Origin of the sequence: Belnapia mucosa (genome assembly GCF_016775475.1) — a bacterium.
Classification (GTDB): Bacteria; Pseudomonadota; Alphaproteobacteria; order Acetobacterales; family Acetobacteraceae; genus Belnapia; species Belnapia mucosa.
The window spans coordinates 90169-116605 of sequence record NZ_JAEUXJ010000014.1; the positions used below are offsets into that span (position 1 = coordinate 90169).

27 protein-coding genes and 1 pseudogene are annotated in these 26437 nt (G+C 69.9%); 15 read left to right on the forward strand and 13 right to left on the reverse strand.

From position 1 onward, the window contains the following. Window positions 1-576, reverse strand: coding sequence for an ATP-dependent protease subunit HslV (gene hslV / locus JMJ55_RS24055; RefSeq protein ID WP_202828155.1), 576 nt, complete (start codon window positions 574-576; stop codon window positions 1-3). A 161-nt stretch (window positions 577-737) separates the two neighbouring features. Here hslV and hisB point away from each other — a divergent pair, with 161 nt between their 5' ends. The 8 genes from hisB (at window position 738) to JMJ55_RS24095 (ending at window position 6475) form a co-directional block, all read left to right on the forward strand. Beyond that, complete coding sequence (gene hisB, locus JMJ55_RS24060) at window positions 738-1340, forward strand: imidazoleglycerol-phosphate dehydratase HisB (protein WP_202828156.1); 603 nt, start codon at window positions 738-740, stop codon at window positions 1338-1340. Continuing rightward, window positions 1340-1708 carry a DUF2628 domain-containing protein gene (locus tag JMJ55_RS24065; RefSeq protein ID WP_202828157.1) on the forward strand — a complete coding sequence of 123 codons (369 nt, stop codon included), beginning with the start codon at window positions 1340-1342 and terminating at the stop codon, window positions 1706-1708. The genes hisB and JMJ55_RS24065 overlap by 1 nt, the downstream gene beginning before the upstream one ends. Next, window positions 1705-2358, forward strand: a complete 654-nt coding sequence (gene hisH / locus JMJ55_RS24070) for an imidazole glycerol phosphate synthase subunit HisH (protein WP_202828158.1) — start codon at window positions 1705-1707, stop codon at window positions 2356-2358. Before JMJ55_RS24065 ends, hisH begins: the two co-directional genes overlap by 4 nt. Next, window positions 2355-2936: a GNAT family N-acetyltransferase gene (locus JMJ55_RS24075; protein ID WP_202828159.1), complete on the forward strand. Its 582-nt coding sequence runs from the start codon at window positions 2355-2357 to the stop codon at window positions 2934-2936. The genes hisH and JMJ55_RS24075 overlap by 4 nt, the downstream gene beginning before the upstream one ends. Before the next feature lie 3 nt (window positions 2937-2939). Further along, on the forward strand, window positions 2940-3689 hold the full coding sequence (gene hisA, locus JMJ55_RS24080; protein ID WP_202828160.1) for a 1-(5-phosphoribosyl)-5-[(5-phosphoribosylamino)methylideneamino]imidazole-4-carboxamide isomerase: 750 nt from the start codon (window positions 2940-2942) through the stop codon (window positions 3687-3689). Between the two features lie 16 nt (window positions 3690-3705). Further along, the gene (locus JMJ55_RS24085; RefSeq protein ID WP_202828161.1) at window positions 3706-4614 is read left to right on the forward strand and encodes a dienelactone hydrolase family protein; all 909 of its coding nucleotides are present in this window, start codon (window positions 3706-3708) and stop codon (window positions 4612-4614) included. 206 nt (window positions 4615-4820) lie between these two features. Beyond that, complete coding sequence (locus JMJ55_RS24090) at window positions 4821-5270, forward strand: MgtC/SapB family protein (RefSeq protein WP_202828162.1); 450 nt, start codon at window positions 4821-4823, stop codon at window positions 5268-5270. 227 nt (window positions 5271-5497) lie between these two features. Beyond that, window positions 5498-6475, forward strand: coding sequence for a Bug family tripartite tricarboxylate transporter substrate binding protein (locus tag JMJ55_RS24095; RefSeq protein WP_202828163.1), 978 nt, complete (start codon window positions 5498-5500; stop codon window positions 6473-6475). On the opposite strand, the gene JMJ55_RS24100 is transcribed toward JMJ55_RS24095, so the two are convergent. Continuing rightward, the gene (locus JMJ55_RS24100) at window positions 6453-7361 is read right to left on the reverse strand and encodes a LysR substrate-binding domain-containing protein (protein ID WP_202828164.1); all 909 of its coding nucleotides are present in this window, start codon (window positions 7359-7361) and stop codon (window positions 6453-6455) included. The genes JMJ55_RS24095 and JMJ55_RS24100 overlap by 23 nt on opposite strands. A 142-nt stretch (window positions 7362-7503) precedes the next feature. On the opposite strand from JMJ55_RS24100, the gene JMJ55_RS24105 reads away from it, so the two are divergent. Continuing rightward, window positions 7504-8331 carry an EamA family transporter gene (locus JMJ55_RS24105; protein ID WP_202828165.1) on the forward strand — a complete coding sequence of 276 codons (828 nt, stop codon included), beginning with the start codon at window positions 7504-7506 and terminating at the stop codon, window positions 8329-8331. A 13-nt stretch (window positions 8332-8344) separates the two neighbouring features. On the opposite strand, the gene JMJ55_RS24110 is transcribed toward JMJ55_RS24105, so the two are convergent. The 6 genes from JMJ55_RS24110 to JMJ55_RS24135 are packed head-to-tail and all read right to left on the reverse strand — an operon-like array spanning window position 8345 to window position 15160. Then, window positions 8345-8974: a TetR/AcrR family transcriptional regulator gene (locus JMJ55_RS24110; RefSeq protein WP_202828166.1), complete on the reverse strand. Its 630-nt coding sequence runs from the start codon at window positions 8972-8974 to the stop codon at window positions 8345-8347. Continuing rightward, the gene (locus tag JMJ55_RS24115) at window positions 8971-11076 is read right to left on the reverse strand and encodes an acetate--CoA ligase family protein (protein ID WP_236033997.1); all 2106 of its coding nucleotides are present in this window, start codon (window positions 11074-11076) and stop codon (window positions 8971-8973) included. The genes JMJ55_RS24110 and JMJ55_RS24115 overlap by 4 nt, the downstream gene beginning before the upstream one ends. Further along, a complete protein-coding gene (locus JMJ55_RS24120) occupies window positions 11073-12164 on the reverse strand; it encodes an acyl-CoA dehydrogenase family protein (RefSeq protein ID WP_202828167.1) in 1092 nt (363 codons plus the stop codon). Before JMJ55_RS24120 ends, JMJ55_RS24115 begins: the two co-directional genes overlap by 4 nt. 5 nt (window positions 12165-12169) lie before the next feature. Continuing rightward, on the reverse strand, window positions 12170-13348 hold the full coding sequence (locus tag JMJ55_RS24125) for an acyl-CoA dehydrogenase family protein (protein WP_202828168.1): 1179 nt from the start codon (window positions 13346-13348) through the stop codon (window positions 12170-12172). Between the two features lie 2 nt (window positions 13349-13350). Continuing rightward, window positions 13351-14121 carry an enoyl-CoA hydratase/isomerase family protein gene (locus tag JMJ55_RS24130; RefSeq protein ID WP_202828169.1) on the reverse strand — a complete coding sequence of 257 codons (771 nt, stop codon included), beginning with the start codon at window positions 14119-14121 and terminating at the stop codon, window positions 13351-13353. A gap of 28 nt (window positions 14122-14149) precedes the next feature. After that, window positions 14150-15160 carry a Bug family tripartite tricarboxylate transporter substrate binding protein gene (locus JMJ55_RS24135; protein WP_202828170.1) on the reverse strand — a complete coding sequence of 337 codons (1011 nt, stop codon included), beginning with the start codon at window positions 15158-15160 and terminating at the stop codon, window positions 14150-14152. A gap of 184 nt (window positions 15161-15344) precedes the next feature. On the opposite strand from JMJ55_RS24135, the gene JMJ55_RS24140 reads away from it, so the two are divergent. Together JMJ55_RS24140 and JMJ55_RS24145 are read left to right on the forward strand one after the other, a co-directional pair. Next, window positions 15345-16928 (forward strand): ABC transporter substrate-binding protein, encoded by a 1584-nt coding sequence (locus JMJ55_RS24140; RefSeq protein ID WP_202828171.1) that lies wholly within the window; start codon window positions 15345-15347, stop codon window positions 16926-16928. Between the two features lie 26 nt (window positions 16929-16954). Beyond that, the gene (locus tag JMJ55_RS24145; RefSeq protein ID WP_202828172.1) at window positions 16955-18193 is read left to right on the forward strand and encodes an ABC transporter substrate-binding protein; all 1239 of its coding nucleotides are present in this window, start codon (window positions 16955-16957) and stop codon (window positions 18191-18193) included. A 559-nt stretch (window positions 18194-18752) separates the two neighbouring features. On the opposite strand, the gene JMJ55_RS24150 is transcribed toward JMJ55_RS24145, so the two are convergent. Further along, on the reverse strand, window positions 18753-20168 hold the full coding sequence (locus tag JMJ55_RS24150) for a TAXI family TRAP transporter solute-binding subunit (protein ID WP_202828173.1): 1416 nt from the start codon (window positions 20166-20168) through the stop codon (window positions 18753-18755). 119 nt (window positions 20169-20287) lie between these two features. Between JMJ55_RS24150 and JMJ55_RS24155 the strand changes: the two genes are divergently transcribed. After that, window positions 20288-21262 (forward strand): Bug family tripartite tricarboxylate transporter substrate binding protein, encoded by a 975-nt coding sequence (locus JMJ55_RS24155; protein ID WP_202828174.1) that lies wholly within the window; start codon window positions 20288-20290, stop codon window positions 21260-21262. A 160-nt stretch (window positions 21263-21422) separates the two neighbouring features. Beyond that, window positions 21423-21578, forward strand: a complete 156-nt coding sequence (locus tag JMJ55_RS24160; protein WP_202828175.1) for a hypothetical protein — start codon at window positions 21423-21425, stop codon at window positions 21576-21578. Between the two features lie 254 nt (window positions 21579-21832). On the opposite strand, the gene JMJ55_RS24165 is transcribed toward JMJ55_RS24160, so the two are convergent. Both JMJ55_RS24165 and JMJ55_RS24170 read right to left on the reverse strand, forming a co-directional pair. Further along, window positions 21833-23110, reverse strand: coding sequence for a DUF2254 domain-containing protein (locus JMJ55_RS24165; RefSeq protein WP_202828176.1), 1278 nt, complete (start codon window positions 23108-23110; stop codon window positions 21833-21835). Further along, on the reverse strand, window positions 23107-23454 hold the full coding sequence (locus tag JMJ55_RS24170) for a hypothetical protein (protein ID WP_202828177.1): 348 nt from the start codon (window positions 23452-23454) through the stop codon (window positions 23107-23109). The genes JMJ55_RS24165 and JMJ55_RS24170 overlap by 4 nt, the downstream gene beginning before the upstream one ends. A gap of 157 nt (window positions 23455-23611) precedes the next feature. Between JMJ55_RS24170 and JMJ55_RS24175 the strand changes: the two genes are divergently transcribed. After that, window positions 23612-24106 carry a DUF421 domain-containing protein gene (locus JMJ55_RS24175; protein WP_202828178.1) on the forward strand — a complete coding sequence of 165 codons (495 nt, stop codon included), beginning with the start codon at window positions 23612-23614 and terminating at the stop codon, window positions 24104-24106. A 19-nt stretch (window positions 24107-24125) separates the two neighbouring features. On the opposite strand, the gene JMJ55_RS24180 is transcribed toward JMJ55_RS24175, so the two are convergent. Together JMJ55_RS24180 and JMJ55_RS24185 are read right to left on the reverse strand one after the other, a co-directional pair. After that, entirely contained in the window at window positions 24126-24974 is an 849-nt protein-coding gene (locus JMJ55_RS24180) for a hypothetical protein (protein WP_202828179.1), read from the reverse strand. Between the two features lie 259 nt (window positions 24975-25233). Further along, entirely contained in the window at window positions 25234-25962 is a 729-nt protein-coding gene (locus tag JMJ55_RS24185) for a cysteine hydrolase family protein (RefSeq protein ID WP_202828180.1), read from the reverse strand. A 167-nt stretch (window positions 25963-26129) separates the two neighbouring features. Here JMJ55_RS24185 and JMJ55_RS24190 point away from each other — a divergent pair. Then, window positions 26130-26360: pseudogene (locus tag JMJ55_RS24190) on the forward strand (transposase); the annotation flags it as partial. Between the last annotated feature and the right edge of the window lie 77 nt (window positions 26361-26437).

Consider the following 26437-nt stretch of genomic DNA (forward strand, 5'->3'; position numbering starts at 1 on the left):
TCACGCCGCCTCCAGGGTTTCAACGACGATATTGCCGTTGGTGTAGACGCAGATATCGCCGGCGATCTTCATCGCCCGGCGCACGATGTCCTCGGCCGAGAGCCCTTCGACCGGCAACAGGGCGCGGGCCGCGGCGAGGGCGAAATTGCCGCCCGAACCGATGCCGATCACGGCATCCTCCGGCTCCAGCACATCGCCCTGGCCGGTCAGTAACAGGCTGCGCTTGGCGTCCGCGACCGAGAGCAGCGCCTCCAGCCGGCGCAGGTAGCGGTCGCTGCGCCAGTCCTTGGCGAGTTCGACGCAGGCGCGCTCCAGCTGGTCGGGGAAGCGTTCCAGCTTCGCCTCCAGACGCTCCAGCAGGGTGAAGGCATCGGCGGTGGCGCCGGCGAAGCCCGCCAGCACGCGGCCGCCGGCGATGCGGCGGACCTTCCGGGCATTGCCCTTGACCACTGTTTGCCCAAGCGAGACCTGCCCGTCGCCCGCCATGGCGACGAGCCCGCCCTTGCGGACCGACAGGATGGTGGTGCCGTGCCAGCCAACGAGGTCCGGCGCGGCAGGGTGGAAATGATTCGACATGGGCGCGGATGTGGCCCCTTCACGCGCCCGGGGCAACACCCCCCGCCATCCGGCGGATCGGTGGCCAACCGTTCCCGTTGCGTCGCGGTCCCGGCGCCCGACGTTGCGGGCCGTTCCCTTCCCCATTCCCCCCCGCCCGCGCATCCGCTATGCCCCCGCCCATGTCCACCCCCCGCTCCGCCAGCATCAGCCGCAGCACGGCCGAGACCGCCATCACCGTTCGCCTTGCGCTGGACGGCACCGGCCAGGTTCGGGCCGAGACGGGGATCGGCTTCCTCGACCACATGCTGACGGCGCTCGGCCGGCATGCGCTCTTCGATCTCGAGGTGGAGGCCAAGGGCGACCTGCATATCGACTTCCACCACACCACGGAGGATGTCGGGATCGTGCTCGGCCAGGCGCTGCGCGCGGCGCTCGGCGACAAGCGCGGCATCCGCCGCTACGGCCAGGCCCTGCTGCCGATGGACGAGGCCCTGGCCGAGGCCGCCCTCGACATCTCCGGCCGGCCCTTCCTCGCCTGGAGCGTGCCTTTCGCCCGGGATAAGATCGGCGAGATGGACACCGAATTGTTCGAGGAATTCTTCCGGGCCTTCGCTTTCAATGCCGGGATCACCCTGCATGTCACCTTGAAGGCCGGGACCAATGCGCACCATGTCGCAGAGGCCTGCTTCAAGGCGCTGGCCCGGTCGCTGCGGATGGCCGTGGAGATCGACCCGCGCTCGCCTGATGCCATCCCCTCGACCAAGGGGGTGTTGGAGGTCTGATGCGCGTCTGGACGGTCCATTATCCGCCTGCCGATGCCCGGCCGGCGGGGCCGGAGGCCGGCCTGCCGGTCCTGGTGCCGGAAGGCTTCGCCTGGCTCGCCTTCCTCTTCGGCCTGCCCTGGCTGCTTTGGCACCGGCTCTGGTGGGAAGCGCTCGCCTATCTCGGCACCATGGCGCTGCTGACCGCCCTCGCCCCGGCCCAGGCCGCGACTCCGGCCGGTCTCGCCCTGCACCTGCTGCTCGGCTTCCATGCCCGTGACCTGTGGCGTGCCGGCCTCGCCCGGCGCGGCTGGCAGGAAGTGCGCGTGGTGGCCGAACGGGATGCCGACCGGGCCCTCGCCCGGGTGCTGGAGGCGCGCGCGGCATGAAGATCGCCGTCATCGATCCCGGCTCGGGCAACCTCGCCTCGGTGCTCCGCGCCCTCGACCGCGCCTCCGAGATGGCGGACCAGCCGATCCGGGCCGCCGTCACCCGCGACGCGGCCGAGGCCGCCGAGGCCGATCGCCTGGTCCTCCCCGGCCAGGGCGCCTTCGCCGCCTGCATGCGCGGGCTCGAAGCCCTGCCCGGCATGGTCGAGGTGCTGGAGGACCGGGTCCGCGGCCAGGGCGTGCCCCTGCTCGGCATCTGCGTCGGCATGCAGATCCTGGTCGAGCGCGGGCTGGAGCATGGCGTGACCCCCGGCCTCGGCTGGATCCAGGGCGAGATGGCGCCGATGGACCCGCGCGGCCCGGACGGCGCCCCCCTGCCCCTGCCGCAGATGGGCTGGAACACCCTCTCCTTCGCCCCGGGCGAGCATCCGCTGCTGGACGGCATCCGCCCCGGCGAGCATGCCTATTTCGTCCATTCCTATGCCCTGCGTGGGGCGGCGGAGGAGGAGGTGGCGGCCACCACGGAGTACGGCGGCCCGGTGGTCGCCATCGTCGCCCGCGGCAATGTCGCCGGCACCCAATTCCATGTGGAGAAGAGCGCCACGCTCGGCCTTCGCATCCTCGCCAATTTCCTCCGGTGGGAGCCATGAGCAGCGGGACGGCCGAACGCACCACGCCGCATCTCTGGGTGGACCGCGTCACCGAGCTCGACGACCACGACATCGCTGAGCTCTGCGAGGCGACCGATGCCGCCATCATCGAGGGCGGCGGCTTCGGCTGGGTCGAGCCGCAGGGCCGCGCCGCGCTGGAACGCCATTTCCGCGGCGTCCTGCTGGTGCCGGAGCGGGAGCTGTTCATCGCCCGGCTCGACGGCATGGTGGTCGGCAGCGCCCAGCTGGTGCGCCCGCACCGCAACAATGAGGCCCAGGCCTTCGCCGCGCAGCTGACCCATGCCTATATCGCCCCCTATGGCCGGGGCCATGGCCTGGCGCGGCTGATGATCCAGCGGGTCGAGGAGCATGCCGCCTCGCTCGGCCATCGGGTCCTCAACCTCGACGTGCGGGAGACCCAGCTCACTGCTATCTCATTGTTCCAGGCACTCGGTTATGTGCTTTGGGGCAGTCATCCGGTCTACGCCCGGGTCCGCGGCCAGACCGTGGCGGGGCAATACTATTACAAGCTGCTGGAGCCGGGCCGCGGCCGCCGCACAGGACAGATGGTGCCATAACCGATGGGCCTCACGCTTTACCCTGCGATCGATCTCAAGGGCGGCCAGGTCGTCCGGCTGAAGCGCGGGGACATGCGGGAGGCGACGGTTTATTCCGCCGACCCGGCCGCCCAGGCGCGGCTCTTCGCCGCCGCCGGCTTCCGCTGGCTGCATGTGGTCGACCTCGACGGCGCCTTCGCCGGCCGCCCGGCCAATGCCGGGGCGGTGCAGGCCATCCTCGCCGCCAGCCCCGGCCTGCCGATCCAGCTCGGCGGGGGCATCCGCAGCATGGGCACGGTGGAGGCCTGGCTGGACCAGGGGATCCGCCGCGTCATCCTCGGCTCGGCGGCGCTGAAGAACCCGCAATTCGCCCTGGCCGCCTGCCGCGCCTGGCCGGAGCAGATCGCGGTCGGGATCGATGCCCGGGGCGGCATGGTGGCGACCGAGGGCTGGGCCGATATCAGCACCATGCCCGCCACCGACCTGGCCCGCCGCTTCGAGGATGCCGGGGCGGCGGCCGTGATCTACACCGATATCGACCGCGACGGCATGCTGGGCGGGGTGAACCTGGAAGCGACGCTGGCGCTCGCCCGCGCTGTCCGGGTGCCGGTCATCGCCTCGGGCGGCGTCGCCTCCCTGAACGACCTCGCCTCGCTGACCGCGGTGGCGCATGAGGGAATCGAGGGCGTCATCATCGGCCGCGCCCTCTATGATGGCCGGGTGGACCCGGCCAAGGCCCTGGCGCTCGCGGAGGGCGGGTCGATCGGCGGCTAGCCAGAGGGGGGAGCCCATGGGAAAGACCGAGAGCGCGGCAGGCGACCGCCCGGCGCTGACCCAGGGCTGGATCGACCAGCGCGTCTTCGACCTCTACGACGAATACTGCCATGGGCGGATGGACCGGCGGTCTTTCCTCCAGGCCTGCGCCGCCATCGCCGGCGGCCTCGCCATGGCCCAGGCCCTGATGCCCCGCTATGCCGAGGCGCAGACCATCTCCTTCACCGATGAGCGCATCAAGGCGCGCTACGTCACCTATCCGTCCGAGGGCGGCAATTCCGGCAGCATGCGCGGCTACCTGGTGCAGCCGAGCGGCGCCGGCCCCTTCCCCGCGGTGCTGGTGATCCACGAGAATCGCGGCCTCAACCCCTATATCGAGGATGTGGCGCGGCGCCTGGCGGTGGAGGGCTTCCTCGCCCTGGCGCCGGACGGTCTCTCGCCGGCCGGCGGCTATCCCGGCAATGACGATGACGGGCGCGCGCTGCAATCCGGGCTCGACCAGGCGAAGCTGCGGACCGACATGCTGAACGGGGCGCGGGCGGTGAAGGCGCATGCGCTCTCGACCGGGAAGCTCGGCGCGACCGGCTTCTGTTGGGGCGGCAGCACGACCAACTTCCTCGCCACCGCGCTCGGCGCCGACCTCCAGGCCGCGGTGCCCTTCTATGGCGCGGCGCCCGAGACCGCCGCCATCCCGGCCATCCGCGCGCCGCTGCTGATCCACTATGCCGAGCATGACGAGCGCATCAACGCGCTCTGGCCCGGCTACGAGGCGGCGCTGAAGGCCAGCGGCGCCTCCTACGAGATGCACCAGTATCCGGGCACCCAGCACGGCTTCCACAACAACTCGACGCCCCGCTACCAGGAGGCGGCGGCGGCCCTGGCCTGGACCCGCACCATCGGCTTCTTCCGCCGGCACCTCGCCTGACTGCCCGTTTTGGGGGTCAGGTGGGGACCGGCCGCCGCACCGCTCGGCAAGCGCCAAGGAGGGACGTCAAGCCAGGGCAGGTGGTCCTCGGCTCGCAATCCGGTCCGGTGCGGGTAACGGCTCCTTGGCTACTAGCCGTTTCGGCGATCACTCAACGTGATCCAGGTATCTCCGAAACAATCCCGTAGCGTCTGCGTTTCGATGTCATGGACGCTTCCGACCTCTTGCCCAACACCCGGCAACTCGCGTTCGTCCCACACATCCGCGATCTCACCATTGCCTATGTGCTGGCCTTCCTGATCGGCTGGAACCGCGAGCGTGAGGACCGCAGCGCGGGGTTGCGAACCTTTCCACTCGTGGCCATCGCCGCCTGCGGCTTCGTGCAAGCCACGGAGGGCATGTTGCGCAGCCATCCTGAGGGCGCAGCACGAATTGTCGAGGGCGTGATCACTGGCATCGGCTTCATCGGCGGTGGCGCCATCCTGAAAGGTGGCGGTGAGGTCCACGGGACCGCAACCGCGGCGAGCTTATGGGCCACGGGAGCGATCGGTATCGCTGTCGGTCTGGCCAACTACGATGTCGCTGTGGTCATCTGCCTTTTTACAGTCCTTACCCTTTATGTACTCAGCCGGCTCAAGCCGAAGGAACGGTCCTGAGCGACGCACTCAGTCCCCGTTTGCGAAGGGCGAGGGCACTGCCTGACGGGTTGACCCGGGACCCCTGAGGCGGCGTTGAAGGCGGTTTCGTGCTGATCATCGTCCGCCGGGCCGCAGGCAGCACCGGCGATGTCGGGGCGTGCCGTTTCCGCTGGCACCCGCGCCTCCCTCCGCCGCAGACTGGTGGCAAGCCGGCCGCAGAGCCTGGCCGAAGGGAGGACCCGACCATGCCGCAGACCAACCTGCCCCGTCGCGGGCTGATCGCCGCCGGCCTTGCCATGCCATCCCTGGCACGCGCCCAGTCGTACGACTGGCCCCGGCAGACCGTGCGCTACATCAACCTCTATGCGCCGGGCGGCGCCAACGACATCCTCTCCCGCGCCTGGTGCCAGGCGATGACGCAGTTCACCGGCCAGCAATTCGTGGTAGAGAACCGCACCGGCGCCGGCGGCACGGTGGGCAGCGACGCCATCGCGAAGTCCCGCGCGGATGGCTACACGGTCGGGCTCGGCGGCGTCGCCAACCTGGCCATCGCGCCCTCGCTCTTCCCCAACCTGCCCTATGACCCATCGCGGGACTACAGCTTCGTCTCCGGCCTCTACCGCCAGCCCAATATCCTGATCGTCAACAACGACTTGCCCGTCCGCTCCGTGCCGGAGCTGATCGCGCTGCTGAAGGCGCATCCCGGTCGCCTCAACTACGCGACCGGCGGCGCCGGCACGACCCCGCATCTCTCGGCCGAGCTGTTCAAGATGATGACCGGCACGGAGATGCCCTTCGTGCAGTATCGCGGCGGCGCGCCGGCGCTGGTGGACCTGATGGCCGGGCAGGTGCAGGTGATCTTCGACAATCTCGCCGGCCCGATCGGCGCGGTACGGGACGGCAAGGCGCGGGCACTGGCCGTCACCAGCCCGGAGCGCAGCCCGGCCCTGCCCGACCTGCCGGCGCTGGCGGAATTCCTCCCCGGCTTCGACCTCACCAGCTGGAACGGGCTGATCGCCCCGGCCGGCCTGCCCCCGGCATTGGTCGAGCGGATGGCATCCCTGTCGCTCCGCGCCCTGACCAGCCCGGAGCTGGTGAAGACCTATACCGAGAATGGCGCGACGCCCTGGACGGTCGGGCCCGAGGACTATGCCAGCTATGCCCGCGCGCAGGAGCCGCTGATGCGCCGCCTGGTGCGGCTCAGCGGCGCCTCGCCGAGCTGAGGGGCGGCCCATTGCCCTCCCCTTGCAGCCAGGCGCGGAAGGCGAGGGTGAGGTCATCCCCCTCCTTCGCCTCTGGCACATAGGCGCAGTAGCTGCGGGCCGGCAGGCGCGGGCCGTCGAAGGGCGCGACGAGGCGGCGCTGCCCCAGATCCTCCGCCGCCAGCGCCGTCGGCCCCATGGCGACGCCGATCCCGTCCAGGGCGGCCTGCAGCGTGAGATAGAAGTGGTCGAGGCTCAGCACCGCGGCCGGCTGGAGATCGGCGGCGCCCGCCCTGGCAAGCCAGTCCTCCCAGAGCCGCGGCAGGCTCGTGCTGTGCAGCAGCGTGTGGTGTCGCAGATCCTCGACGGTCCGCAGCGGGATCCGCTCCAGCAGGGCCGGGCTGCAGACGGGCAGCCGCTCCTCGGACAGGAAGGGGCAGGCGGAGTAGCCATAGAAGGCATCCGGCCCGCCCCGGATGATGACGTCATAGGGCGCCTGCAAGGCCTCCAGCGCCTCGTTGGAGGTCTCGAGCCGCACCCGGGCGCCGGGATGCGCCGCCTGGAACCGCGCCAGCCGCGGCACCAGCCAGCGCAGGGCGAAGCTCGCCGGCGCATTGACCCGCAGCACGACATCCGCCGCGGCGCCGAACCGCTCCGTCGCGGCGGCAACCCGGTCCAGCGCGGGCCCGATCTCGGCGACATAGGCCCGCGCCGCGGGGGTGAGCACCACCAGCCGGTTGTGCCGCTCGAACAGCGGCGCCCGCAGCCAGACTTCCAGCAGCCGCACCTGCTGGCTGACCGCGCCCTGGGTCACGCCCAGCTCCCCCGCCGCGGCCTTGAAGCTGCCGAGGCGGGCCGCGGCCTCGAAGGCGCGCAGGGCATTGAGGGGCGGCAGGGCGCGGCGCATCCGGATGAGTTTTCCTGACGAACGATCCCAGGATTACTCGTTTGCCGCCCGGGAAGGCAGCAGGAATACTGCGGCGAAACCCTGCGGAGCGCCACTCCTTGGCTATCGTCCTCCCTCCTTCGGGCTGCCCCCGGCGCAGCGTATGAGCCCCCTGGTCCTCGCCTGCGTGACCTGCGCCGCGGTCATGCATGCCGGCTGGAACGCGGTGCTGCGGGGCGGCAGCGACCGGCTGTGGTCGATGACGCTGATGATGATCGCGGTCGCCGGCGTGACCGTGGTTGCGGCGGCATTCCTGCCCTGGCCCGAGGCGGCGAGCTGGCCTTATGTGCTGGCCTCGGCCGCCATCCATACGGCCTACAACCTGTCCCTCGTGCGGACCTACCAGGCCGGCGATCTCGGCCAGACCTATCCGGTCTCGCGCGGCTCCTCGCCGGTTCTCACCGCACTGGGCGCGGCGGCCTTCGTGCAGGAGGCGCTGGGTACCCTCTCCTGGATCGGCATCGCGCTGGTCTCCGGCGGCATCCTGTCGCTCGCCTTCCAGGGCGGGGCGGGACGGGCCAGGTTCCTGCCCGCGGCCTTCACCACCGGCGTCCTGATCGGGGCCTATACGGTCGTCGACGGCATCGGGGTCCGGCTCGCGGGCAATAGCCTCTCCTATGCGAACAGCATGTTCCTGCTCTGGAGCCTTACCATGCCCCCGCTTTTCTATGCCCTGCGCGGGAGGCCGCCGGCCTATACGGGCGCGCAGACGGCCGCGGCACTGGCGGGTGGCGTCGTCTCGATCCTCGCCTATGGCATCGTCATCTGGGCCATGCAGAGTGCCCCGATGGGCGTGGTCTCCGCATTGCGGGAGACCAGCGTGCTCTATGCCGCCGTCATCGGGCGCCTGTTCCTCGGGGAGAGGCTGACCATGCAGCGGATCGCCGCCTGTCTCGCCATCGCCCTGGGCGCGGCCTGCCTGGCGCATTGACCGGCGCCATCCGTCACCCGCCGGGCTTCGCCCCCAGCCCCGCCACCAGCATCCCGTGGAACTGCTCGGCGATGGCGCTCGCCGGCAGCGGCCCCTTCGGGTCGTACCATTTGGGCATCCAGTTCAGCGCCCCCAGCACCAGCCGTCCCGCCATGCCGATATCGGCGATCCGGAAGGCGCCGCTCCGCACCCCCTCCTCCAGGATGCCGCGCAGCAGCGCCTCATGCCGGTCGCGCCATTCAATCCGCTGCCGCCGCTGCCGCGCCTGCGGGTCGGTCCAGAACACGGTGGAGGAGACGATGAAGGCCCAGCGGTAATCCTCGAAGAAGCGCGCGCTCTCCGTCAGGAAGGCGCGCAGCTTCTCCGCCGGATCGGCCCCGGACGGAATCGCCCCCAGCACGCGCTGGTGCAGCGACCGGGTGATGCCCATCACCAGCGGCCGCAGGATCGCGTCCTTGTCCGGGAAGTGGTGATAGAGCGTCGCCTTCGAGATCCCGCATTCCTGCGCGATGTCCCGCACCGAGACGCCGTCGAAGCCGCGCGTGGCGAAGAGCCGGCAGGCCTCGGTCAGGATCTGCAGCATCCGCTCCGTCGGCGGCCCGGCGGCACCCTCCAGGTCCAGGATATCGGCGAGGTTCTTCATGCATCTCCAACTGGCGCATCCCGCGTCAGGATGACGCCATCCAGCGCGAAGCCGCCGCTTTCCTGCACCAGGAAGGGGTTCACGTCGATGCTGGCGATCTCCGGCCGCGCCGCCGCCAGCGCCGCGACGGCGACCAGCGCCGCCTCCAGCGCCGCGCGGTCCAGCGCCGGGCCGCCGCGCCAGCCCGCCAGCAGCCGCGACCCGCGCACCCGGTCCACCAGCCGGGCCGCCCGCGCCGGGGAGAGCGGCGCCGAGGCAAAGGCGACATCGGCGAAAAGCTCCACCGCGACGCCGCCCAGGCCGAACATCACCATCGGCCCGAAGACCGGGTCGCGCAGCGTGCCGATGATCGTCTCCACCCCGCCGCGCAGCATCGGCGCGATCAGCACGCCCTCGATCCTCGCCTCCGGCCGCGCCGCGCGGGCGCGCCGCAGCAGCTCGGCGAAGGCGCCCTCCACCGCCGCGGCATCGGCGAGGCCGAGCATCACCCCGCCCACCTCGGTCTTGTGCGGGATGTCCTCCGACAGGATCTTCGCCACCACCGGGAAGCCGATCGCCTCGGCGGCCCGTACCGCCGCCTCGGCCGTGGCGCAGGCGCGTTCGGGCGGGACGGGAATGCCGGCCGCGGCCAGCACCGCCTTCGCCGCCGCCTCATGCCCGCCGAGCGCCGGCAGTGGCGGGAGGGTCGGCACCGGCGGCAGCGCCTCGGCCTCCGCGCGCAGCCGACGCAGCCGCTCGGCGCCGGCCACCGCGCGCACGGCCCGGGTCGGGTCCTCGAAGACGGGGATGCCCTCCGCCTCCAGCCGCAGCCGGACCTCCTCCACATGCGTCATCACCGCGACCACCAGCCGGTCGGGGAAGTTGCGGCGCAGCGCGACCAGCGAGCGTTCCAGCGGCGGGAAGCGCGGCACGTTGCGGCCGATATGCGCGAGGTAGAACAGGACCGAGCCCAGCTCCGCCCCGCGCATCATCGCCTGGCTGATGCCCTCGAAGATATGCATCCGGCCGCCGAGCTGCGCCGTGGTGTCGATCGGGTTGCGCCCGCCGGCAACGGGCTGGATGGCGCGGATCTCGGCCAGCACCTCGGCCGACATGGCCGGCACCGCCAGCCCCGCCTCGATGCAGGCATCGGCCATCAGCACGCCGATGCCGCCCGAGACGCTGAGGATGCCGACCCCGGGCGCCGGCGGCAGCGGCGCGAGGGAGCAGAGATAGGCGATATCCAGCATTTCCTCGATCGAAGCCACGCGCAGCGCGCCGCATTCGCGGAACACCGCATCAACGATCCGGTCCTCGCCGGCGAGGGAGCCGGTATGCGTCGCCGCAGCGGCCGCGCCGACCTCGGTGCTGCCGACCTTCATGACGATCACCGGCTTGCCCGCCGCGGCGGCCTTCAGCAGCGCCCGGCGCAGCCCGTCCCCGTCGCGGCACCCTTCCAAGGAGGCGCAGATCACCCGCGTGCCGGGATCCTCGGCGAGGTAGTCGATCGCCGCCGCCACATCGATATCGGCCTCGTTGCCGGTCGCAATCGCGCGGCTGATGCCGATGCCGCGGAAGCCCGCGACGGCATAGATATGAGAGCCATAGGCGCCGCTCTGCGTCGCCACGCCCACCGTGCCCGGTCCCGGCCGCGCGGTGGCGAGCAGGCTGGAGAAGGTGCCGAAGAACCCGTCCGGCGGGCTGATGCTGCCGAGGCAATTCGGCCCGGTGAAGCGGATGCCGTGCCGCCGCGCCGTCTCGGCCAGGCGCGCCTGCATGGCGATGCCCTCGCCGCCCTCCTCGGCGAAGCCGGAGGAGAGGACCTGCACATGGCGGATGCCCTTGGCGGCGCAATCCTCCAGCGCCCGCTCCACCATCGGCGCGGGCAGCAGGATCAGCGCGCTGTCCGGCACCTCCGGCAGTTCGGCGACGCTGGTCCAGGCGGGCAGGCCCTGCACCTCGGGCGCGCTGCGGTTGATCGGGTAGATGCGGCCGCCATAGCCGAGTTCCTTCAGGTGCAGCAGCGTCCGGCCGCCGAGCTTGTCGGGATCGCCCGAGGCGCCGATGACGGCGACCGAGCGCGGGCGGAACATCCGCTCCAGCGGGTGCAGGACGTCGCTCATGCCGCCCTCCGCGCGGCATCCAGCAGCCGCTGCGCGTGGAAGGTGCGGTCGCCGAACTCGAATTCCGCCATCATGATCCGCCGCGCCAGGCGGATGGCCGGCAGGGCTTCGGTCATGCCCATGCCGCCATGGCACTGGATGGAGGATTGCGCGATGAAGCGCCCGGCCTCGCCGAGCCGCAGCTTGGCGAAGGCGATGTCGCGCCAGGGCATCCCCTCCCCCGCGCCGGCCGCGCGCAACGCCTGGAGGACGAGGCCGCGCAGGTTCTCATACTCGACATACATCTCCGCCACCCGGTGCCGCAGCGCCTGGTGGGAGGCGAGCGGCACGCCGAACTGCACCCGGTTCAGCAGGTAGTCGATGGTCTGCTCCAGCAGCGCCCCGGCGGCCGAGACCGCCTCCACGCAGGTCAGCAGCGCGCCGAGGTCGCGCGCCTCCGCCGCCCGCCGCGCCACCGCCTCGCCGCGGCCGAGGATCCAGCCCGGCTCAACCGCGAGGCCGGTGAAACGCCAGTCGGCGGCGGGCCGGCCATCGATGCGGAGAGTGTGCCGCGCGCTGATCCCCGGGATCCCGGCCGGCAACAGCAGCAGGACCGGCTCCGCGCCGCCCAGCACCAGCAGCAGATGCGTGGGGTCGGGCGGGCTCTCGATTCCGACGACGGCGCCGGTCAGCTTCCCGTCCGGTGTCAGCTGCGGCACATCCGCCGCCTCATCCACGGCCGCATCGGCCGGGATGAAGGCGATGCGGTGCTGTCCCTCTGCCATCCCGGGCAGGAGCGCCGGCTGGTCGGCCAGAAGATAGGGGATGACTCCGCAGGCCGCGGCGATGGGCAGCGGCAACCCCCCTCGCCCGGCACCGCCGGTCAGCGCCGCGAGGTCCGAGAGCGTGCCGCCGGCGCCGCCCGCTTCTTCCGGCATGGCGACGGCGAGCCAGCCGAGGCCGGCCAGGCTGTCCCAGTGGCGCCGCAAGCAGGCGAGCTGCCCGGCGGGGTCGTCGATCAGGGCGAGTTGCCGGTCGGCCTCCTGGCCGATGCGGCAGGCCTGGTCGAAGGCATCGCCCCCGACGATGGGCGTGGCGGTGAAGGGCATGGGCGTCAGGATCCGAAGAGCTGCTTGGCGATGACGTTCTTCTGCACTTCGCTGCTGCCACCGTAGATCGTGCGGACGCGGCTGTACATGTAGTTCTGCACCCACTCGATCCCCGGCGCCTCGGCATTGGGGCCGGCGGCGTCGGTCGGGCGGAAGCGCGGCGCCAGCCTCTCGCCCACCGCATCCAACGCCACTTCCGCGACATGCTGGAAGGTGACGCTGGTGCCGAGCTTCAGTACCGAAGGCAGCAGGCCAAGTGGCCGCCCCTCCATCACGGCCGCGATCGCCTCCTGTCCCAGCGCCTGGGCGCCGCGCAGCTCGGCTTCGGCCAGCAGCAGCCGCTCCTCCAGCATCGCCCGCTTCAGCCGCTGCGCCTCGCCGCCCAACTCGCGGGCCAGCAGCTCCCGCGTGCGTTCCAGGTTGCGCAGCGCCGGGGCGACATTGGCGCCGCCCAACCGCTCCCGCTCCAGCAGGAATTTGCCATAGGTCCAGCCGCTGCCTTCCTCGCCGACGCGGTTGGCCACCGGCACGCGGACATTGTCCAGGAAAACCTCGTTCACATGGTGCCAGCCATCGATGGTGCGGATCGGCCGGATGGAGATGCCGGGCGCGTTCAGCGGGATCAGCAGCAGGCTGATGCCCTGCTGCTTCTTCGCCTCCTTCGAGGTGCGGACCAGGGTGTACATCCAGTCCGCCTCATGCGCGTGGGAGGTCCAGGTCTTCTGCCCCTCCACCACATACTCGTCACCCTCCCGCCGCGCCGCGGTCCGCAGCGAGGCGAGGTCGGAGCCCGCGCCGGGTTCCGAATAGCCCTGGCACCACCAATCCTCGCCGCTCAGGATGCCAGGCAGGAAGCGCTGCTTCTGCTCCTCCGACCCGTATTCGATGATGACCGGGCCGATATGCCGGAGGCCATGATGGTATTGCGGCGGGCAGTCGCATTCCGCCATCACCTCATCGAAGATGTGGCGCTGCTTCAGGTCCCAGCCGGTGCCGCCATAGCGCTTCGGCCAGCCCGGCGCGCCCCAGCCATGCTCGAACAGGATCCGCTGCCAGGGATACCAGACCTTGCGCGACAGCTTGCGGTAGGTCGCGACCACCGCGCGGATCTCCGGCGGGCAACGCGTCTCGGCGAAGGCCCGAACCTCGGCGCGGAAGGCGTCGTAGTCGATGGCGGCCGACATGCTCAGCGGCCCTTGAATTCGGGCTTGCGCTTCTCGAGCTGCGCGGTGCGGGCCTCCTTCGCATCCTCGGTCTTCGACAGCTCGTAGGTGAAATTCTGCTCGAAGCGATAGGCGTCCTTCGGGGACATCAGCTCGACGAAATTGCAGCTGTTCTTGGCGTATTTGATGCCGAGCGGGCTCTTCTCCGCGATCCGGGCGGCCATGCGCATCGCCGCCGGCAGCAGCTCCTCCGGCGCCCAGACGGAATCGATCACACCCAGCCGGTAGAGTTCCGCCGCCGGCAGCCGGTCGCCGGTGAACATCAGCCGCCGGGTGAAGGACTTGCCGAGGAGCTGGTTCAGCATCGCCGCGCCGCCGGCGAGGCCGACATCGATCTCCGGCATGCCGAAGACCGCCGTCTCGCTTGCCATCATGATGTCGCAGGCCGCCATCAGCCCGAAGCCAGCGCCGAGTGCCGCGCCGTTGACCGCCGCGATCACCGGCTTGGTGCATTCCTTGATGGAATTGCCCGTCTCCCGCGTCGCCCGGTTGTGGTGCCAGTATTGCCCCGCCACCGAGGCATCCGGCCGCTGGCGGAGATCGGCGCCGGCCGAGAAGATCTTGCCCTGGCCGGTCAGCACCAGCGCGCGGATGTCGTCGCGGTCGGTCGCGGCATCGAAGATCTCAATCAGGCGGTCGCGCAGCTCCGCATTCACCGCATTCACGGGCGGGCGGTTCAGCGTGACCACGGCGACGTAGTCGGCGACTTCGAACTTCACGACATCGGTGGACATTCCGGTGGTTCCTTCTCGTCTGTTCGGGTCAGCCGGCCTGGATGCCGGCGCGGCGGATGACCTCGCCCCATTTCGCGGATTCGGCCCTGAGCAGCGCGCCCAGCTCCTCCGGCGTGCTGCCCTGCGGCGGGCTCGATCCGGCGGCGCGCATCCGCTCATCGAGCGCGGGGTCGGAGAGGACGCGCACCAGCGCCTCGTTCAGCCGTGCGATGATCGGCTGCGGCGTGCCCGACCGGACGCAGACATAGTTGACGACCGTGACCTCGAACCGGGGGATCGTCTCGCCGATGGTGGGCAGGTCGGGCAGTTCCGGCATGCGCTCCGCGCTGGTGACGGCGATGGCGCGCAGGTTGCCGGCCTGCAGCAGGGGCAGCATCGGCCCGTAGGAATCGATCGACATCGTGACGCGCCCCGCCGCCGTTTCCTGCAGGGCTGGGCCGGTGCCGCGGAAGGGGACATGCGCCATGCGGATCCCCGCCTCGATGCAGAGCAGCTCGCCCGCCAGGTGGCTGCCGGCGCCGACGCCGGAGCTGGCATAGGTCAGCTCGCCCGGACGCGTCCGGGCAAGGGCGATCACCTCCGCCACGCTGCGGGCCGGCACGTCGCGATGCACCGCCATCACATAGGCGCCCTTGGTCAGCACGCTGACCGGGGCGAAGTCGCGCGCCGCATCATAGGGCAGCGAGGCCATGAGATGCGGATTGGTGATCAGCGGCCCCGGCGTGCCGTAGAGCAGCGTATAGCCATCCGCCGGGGCCTGGGCGACCGCCGCGGTGCCGATGGTCCCGCCCGCCCCGCCCCGGTTCTCGATGACGATCGGCTGGCCGAGCACGGTGCCCAGCGGCTCTGCCACGAAGCGCGCGGTGATGTCGGCGCCGCCGCCCGGCGCGAAGGGCACGATCATGCGGATCGGCCGGCTGGGCCAGGACTGCGCCCTGGCGTCACCCGCGATGGCGCCGAGGCCGAGCAAGCCGCCCAGCGCCGCCCGGCGCGAGATCCCTGCCGCCGCAAGCCCATGGCGAAGCCGGCCTGTCGTCATCCCTGGCGTTCCTTCCATCCCCGCAACCCGACCGACCGATCGGTCGGGCCACGGCCGGACCCTAGACCGCCCCGGCAGGTCCCGCAAGCACGGCACCCCAGGGGTCTTGCCCCGCAGCCACGCGCGCCCTAGCGTCCGCGGCAACGAAAACCCGACCGATCGGTCGGTAGGAGGAGGACGCCCGATGTCGCGCTGCCCGCGCCGGCTGCTGCTCGGCCTGGCCATGCTGCCCTGCCTGGCCGCCGCCCCGGCCATGAGCCAGAGCCTGACCATGGGCCTCGGCTCGCCGGTCTCCTCCCTCGATCCGCACTACCACCTGCTGCGGTCCAACGGCGAAGTCGGGGCGATGCTGTTCGACACGCTGCTGACGACAGATGCGCAGGCGCGGCTGCATTCCGGCCTCGCCGAAAGCTGGCGGCCCGTCGGCACGGAGGCCTGGGAGTTCACCCTGCGGGAGGGCGTGCGCTTCCATGACGGCACGCCGTTGCAGGCCGAGGACATCGCCTTCACCTTCGGGCGCATCCCGCAGGTGCGCGGCCCCGGCGCCTCCTACACCACCCATATCCGGCCGGTCAGCCGGGTCGAGATCCTCGATGCGCGCCGGTTCCGCCTGCACACCAATGGGCCTGCGCCGCTGCTGCCGACCTATCTCTCGCAGGTGCTGATCCTCAGCCGCCGCATCCATGCCGATGCGACGACGGCGGATTTCAACAGCGGCAAGCTGGCGATCGGCACCGGGCCCTTCCGCCTTGCCTCCTATGCCGCGGGCGACCGCATCGCGCTGACCCGCAACGACGCCTATTGGGGCGAGCGGCCGCATTGGGCGAGCGTCACCTACCGGATGATCACCAATGACGCGGCGCGCACCGCCGCGCTGCTCGCCGGCGATGTGGACTTCATTGACCAGGTGCCGACCAGCGATCTCGAGCGCCTGCGCACCGATCGCCGCTTCCGCCTCGCCGAGACGACCAGCCTGCGGGTGATGTATGTCACTCTCGACGGCACCCGGCCGCCGCCAGTGCCGCTGCTGACGGCGGCGAATGGCGGGCCGCTGGAGGCCAATCCGCTGGCCGATCCCCGCGTGCGCCGCGCGCTGGCCATGGCGATCGACCGGCGCATGCTGGTGGAGCGGGTGATGCAGGGCGCCGCACTCGCCACCACGCAATTCATGCCGCCCGGCAGCTACAGCGCCCTGCCGGACCGGCCCGTGCCCGCAGCCGATCCCGACGGCGCGCGCCGCCTGCTGACCGAGGCCGGCTATCCGGGGGGCTTCGGCCTCACCCTGATCGGCTCCAACGACCGCTACATGAACGATGCGCGCGTCGTGCAGGCGCTCGGCCAGATGTGGACCCGCATCGGCATCCGCACCACGGTCGAGGCGCAGCCCTATGCCAGCTTCATCAACCGGGCGACCCGGCGCGAGGCGCCGGCGGCGCTGCTCACCTGGGGCAATTCCACCGGCGAGGCCTCGGTGCTGCTGAACTCCGTCCTCCGCACCCCGAACCGCGAGGCGGGGCATGGCGCCGCCAACCGCCTCCTCTATTCCAACCCGGCGATGGATGCGCTGGTGGCGGCGGCCGAGGTGGAGATGGACGAGGCGCGGCGGGAGGAGTTGCTGCGCCGCGCCAGCCAGGCGGCGCTGGACGATGCGATGCTGGTGCCGCTCTACTTGCAGAATGCGCTCTGGGCGATGCGGGCCGACCTCACCTATGAGGCCCGGATGGATGAGCGCAACGACCCGGCCGCGGTGCGGCCGGCGGCACGATAGAACCAAGGGGGAGGCGAGACAGCATCATGGCGGAAACCCGTCGCAGCATTCTGGTGGCCGGGGGCGCGCTGGCCGGGATCGGCCTCGGCCGCAACGCGCGGGCGCAGGCGGCGCCGGTGCTGCGCCTCGGCATCCTCGGCGACCTGTCGGGGCCCTATCGCGACCTCTCGGGCCTCGGCACCATGGCCTGCGTGCGGCAGGCGATTGAGGATCATGCCCGCGCCGGCGGCGCCCCCTTACAGGTGGAGGTGCTGCATGCCGACCACCAGCACAAGCCGGATGTCGGCGCCGCCCTCGCCCGCCAGTGGTATGACCGGGAGGGGGTGGATGCGATCCTGGAGGTCAACAACTCCGCCATCGCGCTGGCCGTCGCCGATCTGGCGCGGGAGAAGGACCGGGTCTTCCTCGCCACCGGCCCGGCCACCGCGGATCTGCATGGCAGCCGCTGCGGCCCGAACCATGTCCACTGGACCTACGACACCTGGATGCTGGCACATGGCGCCGGCACCGCGACGGTGCGGGCCGGCGGCGATAGCTGGTTCTTCCTGACCGCCGACTATGCCTTCGGCCATGCCCTGCAACGCGACACCGTCGGCGCGGTGGAGGCGGCGGGGGGCAAGGTGCTTGGCCAGGCGCGCTACCCCTTCCCGCAGACCACCGACTATTCCTCTTTCCTGCTGCAGGCGCAGTCCTCGCGCGCCAAGGTGTTGGGCCTCGCCAATGCCGGGACGGATACGGTGAATTGCGTGAAGCAGGCGCATGAATTCGGCCTGACGCGGCGGATGAAGCTGGTCGGGCTGCTCTGCCTGCTGGGCGATGTGCGGGCGATGGGGGCGGAGGCGGCGCAGGGCCTGCTGCTGACCGAGCCATTCTACTGGGACCTCAATGACCGGACCCGCGCCTTCACCCAGCGGGTGCTGCCGAAGATGCCGCCCAATATCTATCCCAGCACCAACCATGCCGGCGCCTATTCCGCGGTGCTGCACTACCTGAAGACCGCCGCCGCCATGGGCCCGGCCCAGGCCAAGGCCTCCGGCCGTGCCACCATCGAGCGGATGAAATCGCTGCCGACCGAGGATGATTGCTTCGGCCCCGGCCGGGTGCGGGAGGACGGGCGGAAGATCCACCCCGCCTATCTGTTCGAGGTGAAGGCGCCGGCCGAGGTGAAGACCGGCTGGGACCTCTACCGGCTGGCCGGCACGATCGAGGCGGATCAGGCGATGCGGCCGGTGAGCCAGGGAGGGTGCCCGCTGGTTCGGGGCTGAGGGCCGGCCCAGGCCCGGCGGGTGCAGGCGGCCGGCGGCCTCGGCTGTTGCGTCATGGGTTCATCGCCCAGGCGTCAGCCAACCCGGCCGCGTGTCCTGTGTGGACGCGGATTACCCCACTCGCTGCCCTGGCTCCGCCGGAGCGCATCCGGTTCGGGAGGATCGCAGCTCGCCATCCGCCCGTCGCATAGGTAGGAGCGAAGGACTCCGGGACTCTCCTTGTTGCCCGGACTGCGGGCGTGTGCATCGGGCCTCCTCCGCCAGGCAGGTGGCGATGCAGGCATTGCGCTTCGGGTCGATGGTGAAGAATCGCGCGCGGCATTCGGTGATGCAGGACTGGCGCTTCACCTCACATTCGGTCTGTGCCGCCGCGGGAGTGGGCGCCACCGCGACCAGGCCAAGGATGGCGAAGGCAAACAGCCGCAGGTAGCCCGCAGAATGGCGCATCAGCTGCCGACTCTCGACGGCGCAGGAACGGGCATGGGTGCCGGCCTGTCGAGCATGAGGGCGGTCAAGCCGCGATGACGGATCATGACTGCTCCGGAGCGGGATGGGATGTTCAGCGCTGCGGCACTCCCACAGGTGCGCGCTGTTGGCCGGCGGCACGGTTCCGGTCGATCCACTCTTGCGCCGGGGTGAACCGCCTCAGACCCGATACCTGCGCCGTGAGATTGACCTCTCTCCAGGCGGGATGGAAGCCCGGTGCGCGAAACTGATCGAGCCGGCTGAACAGGTGGTTCACCAGGCGCGTGACCCGGGCATAGCGTTCCGTGTTCTGCGGCCAGTTGTAGGCGACGAGGATGGTAGGCACGGAGATGGTCTGGATGTCCTGGCCTTCCGGGATGAGCTGTGGATAGTCCTTCGACGTCAGGACCGAAGGGAGATAGTAATTCATGAAGTCTCCCTCCATGATGTCCACGGGCAGGAACCTGAAGCCGGGATCCCAGCGCCCGCGCAGGAATGCATCGACCGGCTTGGAGGTGACGAAGACGACGGCAGCGATGCCGCCTTCACCCCTGCGCATCTGCTCGAGCGCGACCGGATGCGGGATGAACGTCTTGTCGACATCAAGCCTGAGGCGATCGAAGATCAACGGGCCGGAATAGGCTGCGGTCGTGCCGGGCGTGTTGAAGTTGACCTTCTTGCCCCTGAGGTCGGCCAGCGACTGGATCTCGGGGCGGACGAAAATATGCAGCTCTGAGGGGAAGAGGTTGAGGATGTGGCTGACACGCTGGTCGAGGTTCGGGACCAGGGTGCGGAATTGCTCGAGCGCATCGGCATTGATGATCGCCGCATCGATACCGCGCAGGTACAGCAGCGCCTCCAGATTCTCCACCGGGCCGCGCGTGACGACGGGAAAGACATGGAGAGCACTGCTCTCATCAACCTCGTCCACCACGCGGGCAATCTCGGTTGCGAAGCGGATCGGCGCTCCTTCGAGCAAGCCACCGGCCAGGCCCACCGTCCAGGCGTTGATCTTGGCGACTGCCTGAGCGTTGCTCATAGCGCGGTCAGCGCGCGTCTGCGCGGCGCTCGGTGTCAGCACCTGCGCCAAACCGGCAAGGACAATGAAGAGCACAGCTCCGATGACCGGCATGCGCATGGAAATTCGCGTCCACCCTGAAGGCAGCGAGCGTGACATGTTCCATGGGCCTGTCACAAAGTCGGCGGCACGCCGGGTCCCGAAAATTTTCGCGATGACGGCGGATCGCAATCGATGAGCTTTTGCAGCGATGGACAGGATTCCACGCGTCCCAGGGCATGAAGCAGCCGCGGCCCTCAGCTCCTGTCGAAGCTGCCTGTCGCGGTCGAGGCCCATCCCAAACGCCACCAAGCGGGAGCGGCGACAGGAGCGCACTCCGCCTGGAACGGTCAGCCTGACCACGGGAATGACGAGTTCCTGCCAGCGGACGCGATATCCGCCGCGCGAACCTGAGTTCTTTGCATCGCGTATCTGGATTGCGACGATCTCCATCCTTCAATGGCAGATCATTGACCAAACAGGAGCGCTGCAGCACGAGCGCTGAGTGTTGTGTGCGATCTCCGGCGAGGTATAGGCTGACGCTGTCCCGCTCGTCGTTGACTGGATTTGCCATGATGCCAACCCGCCGTGCGCTCATCGCTGGCTCGACCGTGCTGACCACGACTGCGTCTTTTTCCGGGAAGGCGGCGTCCTGGCCTGAGCGGCCGCTCCGATGGGTCGTCGGCTTCCCGGCTGGCGGCGCGCCAGACCTGCTCACGCGGATCCTGGCGCAGCGGCTGGAGCCTGAACTCGGCCAGCCGGTCGTGGTGGAGAACCGGCCTGGCGCGGCCGGCAATCTCGCCGCCGCAGCACTGGCCCGGAGCGCGCCGGACGGCCAGACATTCGGCACGCTCTTCGCGGCGACGCTCGCGGTGAACCGCCACGTCTACCGCAACCTTCCCTTCGACCCGCGGCGCGACTTCACGCTCATCAGCGAATTCGCGCGCTTCCCCTCGGCGGTCATGGTGAATCCCGCCGTTCCGGTTTCAAGCATCACCGAGCTCGGTGCCTGGATGAAGGCGCAGGGGGCGCCTCCGATCTGCGCGACGCCAGGCGCGGGCGTCATTCCCCACCTGGCCACGGAGATGCTGCTCCAACGGTTGGGGACACGCTGCGAGCTGGTGCATTACCGCGGCAATCCCGATGCGTTGCGCGATCTGGCGGCGGGACGGGCGCAGGTCATGGTGGACGCGTTCCCGACGGCCTTGCCCCTGGTGCAGGACGGTCGTGCCCGCGCGGTGGCGGTCACCAGCGCCCGCCGTTCCCCGCTGGTGCCGAACATCCCGGCCGTCGCCGAAACCCTGCCAGGCTTCGAGACGGCGTCGTGGCTCGCCGTCGGCGCCCCCGCGGGCCTGCCCCAGGCGATCGCCGCGCGGCTCGGCGCCGCCGTGATGGCCGCGGCCCGCGACCCGGACACCGCGAAGCGCTTTGCCGCCCTGGGGGCCGAGCCCATCGGCTCGACCCCTCAGGAGCTCGCGGCACGCATCGCGGCAGAGGATGCGCGCTGGGGCGAACTGGTCCGCGCCACGGGCATCACCGCGGACTAGGCTGGCCAAGCCTTCCCGGCGCCGGGCCTGTCGCCGGTGTCCCGCGTCTGCCGGGGGCAGCGCGTGGCCGCGACCTGATCGTGCCGGACGAGACGCGGATCAGCCCTCTCGTCGCGCGGACATCAATGTCCGGCTGGGGCCCTGCCCCGGCGGCATCGCCATGATGCTGCTCGGCGTGCTGCTCTTCGCCGTCAATGATATCCTCGGGAAGTGGCTGGTGGGCGCCTGTGCGGTCGGCCAGCTCATGCTGGTGTGCAGCATCGCCGGCCTCCGGCCATGGCACCATCGGGCGGATGAAGGCGCTGCCGACCGATGACGATGGATTCGGCCCCGGCCGGGTGCGGGAGGACGATCGAGGCGGAGCAGGCGATGCAGCCGGTGAGCGAGGGGGGGTGTCCGCTGGTCCGGGGCTGAAGCCCCGCAGGGGCGGGCGATCCTGGCCCGCCTCGGCCGGTCCCTGCGGTTCGCGGGCGAGCGTGTGCCGACGCGCTCTATCCAGACTTGGAGCGTGGCCAGGGTTGGGACGGGCAAGGGCGCTCTTCCCGTTCGCCCAGCATACCGCGAAGGTACTCAGGGGTCGCTCGGCAGGGCGGCGTAGCGGGCCTCGAGGTCAGCCACTCCGGCGCGTTCCGCCAATTCCTGCCGCCCTGCGGCGAGAACCAGGTCGGCGTGGCGCCGCAGCGCGGCACGGCGTTCCGGTGCCCGCTCCGCTGTCAGCACGGCACCGAGCACCTCCATCAGACGGAGGAGGACGGCAGCTGAACTTGCGCCGTTCTGCCGGACCATGTGGAACATCGCATCGAGCAGCCCATCATAGGTCACTCTGCGTCGGAACAGGACGGCGCGCCCGCCGCGTAGCACGGCCCGTCCCGGCAGGTGCCGGTCCGTCATGCCGCACAGCACGTCTCCGAAGCGGTCGAGCACCGCAATGGCCGTAAAGGGGTCGTTGATACCAGGGGAGAGAGCACGGACCGCGACCTCCGTGAGCTGGCGCACGGCGAATTCCAGGTCCTGCGCCGCGGCCCGTCGGTCGCCGAGGCTCAAGGCGTCGCGCACCCGCCCGCTCGCCTCCTCCGCCAGTGTCGCTGGAAACACTTCGGCCAAGGGCACGCCGGGGAAGAGGTAATCGCCCGGACGCACGAGGAGAACCAAGGTCGCTCCTTGCTTCGCCGCCCAGTTCGCAAGGTCCTCCTCGTCGAGCGCGCGGAGGTAACCGCCTTGCCCCAGGGTCACGGGACAGCCCGGCAGGGGGGCACTGGCCGGCTCGGCCTCCGGTCGGTCGAGAGTCAGCCGGGCAACCGCGTCGCGCAGTTCTGCATGCACGGTGCCGATCACGGTTTCAACGTTGATGCCGGAGGCGATGTGGTGAACGAACCAGGTGAGCGTGCCAACGCAGAGAAGGGCCAGGACGAGTGCGCCGGTGACACCCAAATGGGGCACGAAGGACCCCTCTTCGACCGACCGCACGGTTCGCAGCACGACGAGGACGTAGACGAAGGTGCCGAGGAACACCCCCAGGGCCACCTGGTTGCCTGCATCGCGGACGAAGTTGCGGAGCAGCCGCGGCCCCATCTGTCCGGATGCAAGGGAGAGCGCAGCGACCGTGATGGAGAAGGTCGTGCCCGCGACACCGATGGTAGAGGTGGCGATGCCGCCCAGCAGGGTCCGGGCGCCCGCCTCGCCGCCCGCGTAGAGCCAGCCCTCGGGTAGCAGGGACCGGGCCCAATCCGAGCGCTCGGCCCAGATCGTCGCCTCTCCAAGGACGATCCCCAGAAGGGCAAGGATCGCAGGGCGAAGCCAGAAGGTATCCCCGAGCGCCTCCAGCCGCTCGCGCAAGGTGGTGCTCATGGCGCCCCCTGGCGGGGTGCGCGCCGGAACCGCAGGGCGAGGACCGCCGCCGCCACCGCTCCGGCGGTATCCATGACGATGTCGATCACCGTATCGTCCTTTCCCTTGATGACGTTGCCGGAGGCGAAGCGGTCGAATACCCATTCCGCGACTTCCCAAAGCGCCCCGATGGCGACGCCCGTAGAGGCAACCAGGAGGACAAAAAGGACGGTTCGCCCTTCCCGAATACCGTCGCTGAGAATCATGACCGCGAGCCAGAAAGTCAGAGCAAGGATGGTGGCGGCGTGGAGGAACCGGTCGAACCACCAGAAGGCGGCATAAAGGTCGAAGGCGTAGCCCGCCATGTTTGCCGCCAGAAGGGCGGCCGCTAGTCCCCAAGCGACGGTGTGTCCCTTGCCGGTCCTGCCCATGATGTGTCCCCGCTTCCCGGCGAAAGCCCACTTTCCGGTTGCAACGGCACGACGCAGCGAAAGTTGGGCTCCAGGCAGAAGGAGGGGCGGGATGTTCTTCGACAACTGGACGGGACTGCTGCGGGTCGTGGTAGTCGGGATCCTCGCCTATACCGCGTTGGTGCTACTGCTGCGGGTGACGGGCAAGCGCACGCTCTCCAAGATGAATGCCTTCGACCTCATTGTGACGGTCGCGCTAGGCTCCACCCTGGCGACGGTGCTGCTGAGCAAGGATGTTGCCCTCGCCGAGGGCATCACGGCCTTCGCGCTTCTGGTCCTGCTGCAATATGCCATCACCTGGCTCTCGGTCCGCTCGGACCGCGTGCGCAGCTTCGTCAAAGCGGAGCCCTGCCTGCTGCTCAGCGACGGCCGCTTCCTCCACGCTGCGATGCGGCGGGAGCGGGTAACCGAGGACGAGGTCCAGGCTGCGGCTCGTGCGCAAGGAATAGCATCGCTCGATGACGTGGCGGCGGCGGTCCTGGAAACCGACGGAAGTTTTTCGGTGATTCGGCGGACCACCAATTCCGCGGGGTCATCGGCCGGTTAGGTGCCAAGCCCGCGCCGCATTAACGCCCGCCTTCACTGAGTTGCCACTGCACAGCGAATGCGATCTGGAAGCTCGGCGAATCCCGGTTGGTCCCGACACCTGCGGCCAGACCGAGCACCGTTCCGCCCTGCAACCTGTGGCGGATCCCGGCCTGGACCACGCTGTAATCGCGGTCTCCGCGCTCCTGCTGCTCCCGAGCGTAGGTTACGACCAGCGCCGTGTCACGGGACACCGCTTGCCCGACCGAGGCGTTGATGAGGAAGCGGTTCGGCCGCTCTCCCGGCTGCGGATTGAGGCGCGCTGCCCAGCCGAGATTGACATGAATGCCGAGCGGCCGTTCCCCACCGCGGAATGTCTTGCCGATCAGGGCCACAGCCTCAGTCTCGTAGCCAGGCCTGCCCGGTCCGTAGAGCGTCCGCACCCGCCCGAGCAGGCCTACGGCCGGGAATGCGCCCTGGCCATCGCTGAGCTGGTACATTGCGCCAAGCCGCGTCGCTCCGCCCCATGATCCGCGACCTGCCTCCTCCGGGTCGCCGGAAAGGTCCGTGACGGTGCCCAGCTTGCGCCTGGTCTCGAGGTTGCCATAGGCACCGGTCTGGCCAAGGCGGAACTCAAGGCCCGGCACGACTCCCATCTCGAGTTCCGTCTCCGCCACCCCCGTGTCGCGGACACGGCCGCGGCGGGCCCGCTCGTAGGATCCGACGAAGGCGACCTCCGTCGCGCCGGGCGGGGCAGCGATGGGATCGGTGATCTCGAACGGGTCGTCCGCCAGTTCGATCGGCTCGTCCTGCGCCACGGCGGACCGGACCATGGCAAGGAGGAGGAGCATTGCCGCGCGGGCGAGAGCAGTCAGAAGGCGGTGGAGCATCGGGCCCCCTGGCGGCGGAGGCACCCACAGTGACAGGGGCGCCAGTCTCAATAGTTGAACCCGCGACGGTGTCGTCCGTTCCTGGCTCGCCGCCGTTCTCGACAATGGACCTTCAGGAACTCTCTGCCGGAGAACTCCGATGCAAAGCTCCGCTCGGGGTCAGGCCGGAAGCTCTCAGACCCTGTTTGCGAAAGGGTGACGGGACCGGGTTGACGGGCGGATTCTGGCCCGTCCCGTGCATGGCGCTGCGCCCTCCGTATCAGTCTGCGGGGCCTCCGCCCCCATTCCAGTGTCTCTTCTCGGCCAGCGCTTCGATGAACCGCTCTGAGTCCGACACCCACCCAAACATTGTTTTCATCATCAACAATGACGCCTCGTGGTTAGTCCTCGGCAGATTGTTCCCAATGGGCTCCGCTGTGCAATCGGCCAGAACAACGCAGCGGTAATCCCGGTACATCGCATCCCTCACAGTCGCTTCTACGCAGACACTTGTCGTGCAGCCTGTCACGATGAGATGCGTGATGCCCCGCTCTTTGAGCACATGGTCGAGATTGGTCTGGAAGAACCCGCTGAACCGGCGCTTGGAGACGACGATATCGTTCTCGCGTGGAATAAGCTGGGGCAGAATCTCCGTATTCCACGTCCCCTCGACGAGAATACGGCTTCGCCGACCATCCGGTGCGGTGATCTCCTCGCCTACACCCAGTGGCCTGTGCTTGACGACCCCGGTGCTGCTGAGGTCGGCAATGTGTTCCATTTTCAGGTAGACAATCGGGAGCCCGGCCGCCCGAGCGGTGGCCAGGACGCGTGCCGTGGGCTCGACCACCCGCTCGATTGGCGTGATGTCGATCCCTGCTCGATCGAACATGCCGCCCCGGGCGCCGAAGTCGTTCTGCATATCGATAACCAGCACAGCGCACCACTCGCGGCCGATCGTGATAGGCTCGGGTTGAGCAGCGAGGAGGAACAGTTGGGTTGCGGCTTGCATCGGCTTTCTCCCGCCCGGTAGCCCCAAAGATCAAGCCACGCTCGCGTCTTCCGGGCCAAGATCCATTTCCTTAAACCCTGTTTACGAAGGGGTGACGGGACCGGGTTGACGGGCTGATCCTGGCCCCTCGGGCGGCGATGCGGGCAGTTTCCTGGCTGGAGACCGCCATGTGGACGCCCGGCGATCGCGCGCTGGTAGGGGATTTCGGCTCCGGCCAAGCGCTGACGGATGAGCAGTTTCGACTACTGGAGCCACTGATCCCGCCCGCCAAGCCGGAAGGGCGGCCGCGCACGACGGACCTCCGGAACCTGCTGGACGGGCTGTTCTATTTGGTGCGCACCGGCTGTCAGTGGCGGCACCTGCCACCGCCTCCGGCTTTCCCGCCGTGGCGCACGGTGTAGATAGTCCGTTCGCAATCGACAAAAGGACTCTCGTTCGCCATCCGGTCCGGTGGGGATCACGTAGCGGATTTCGA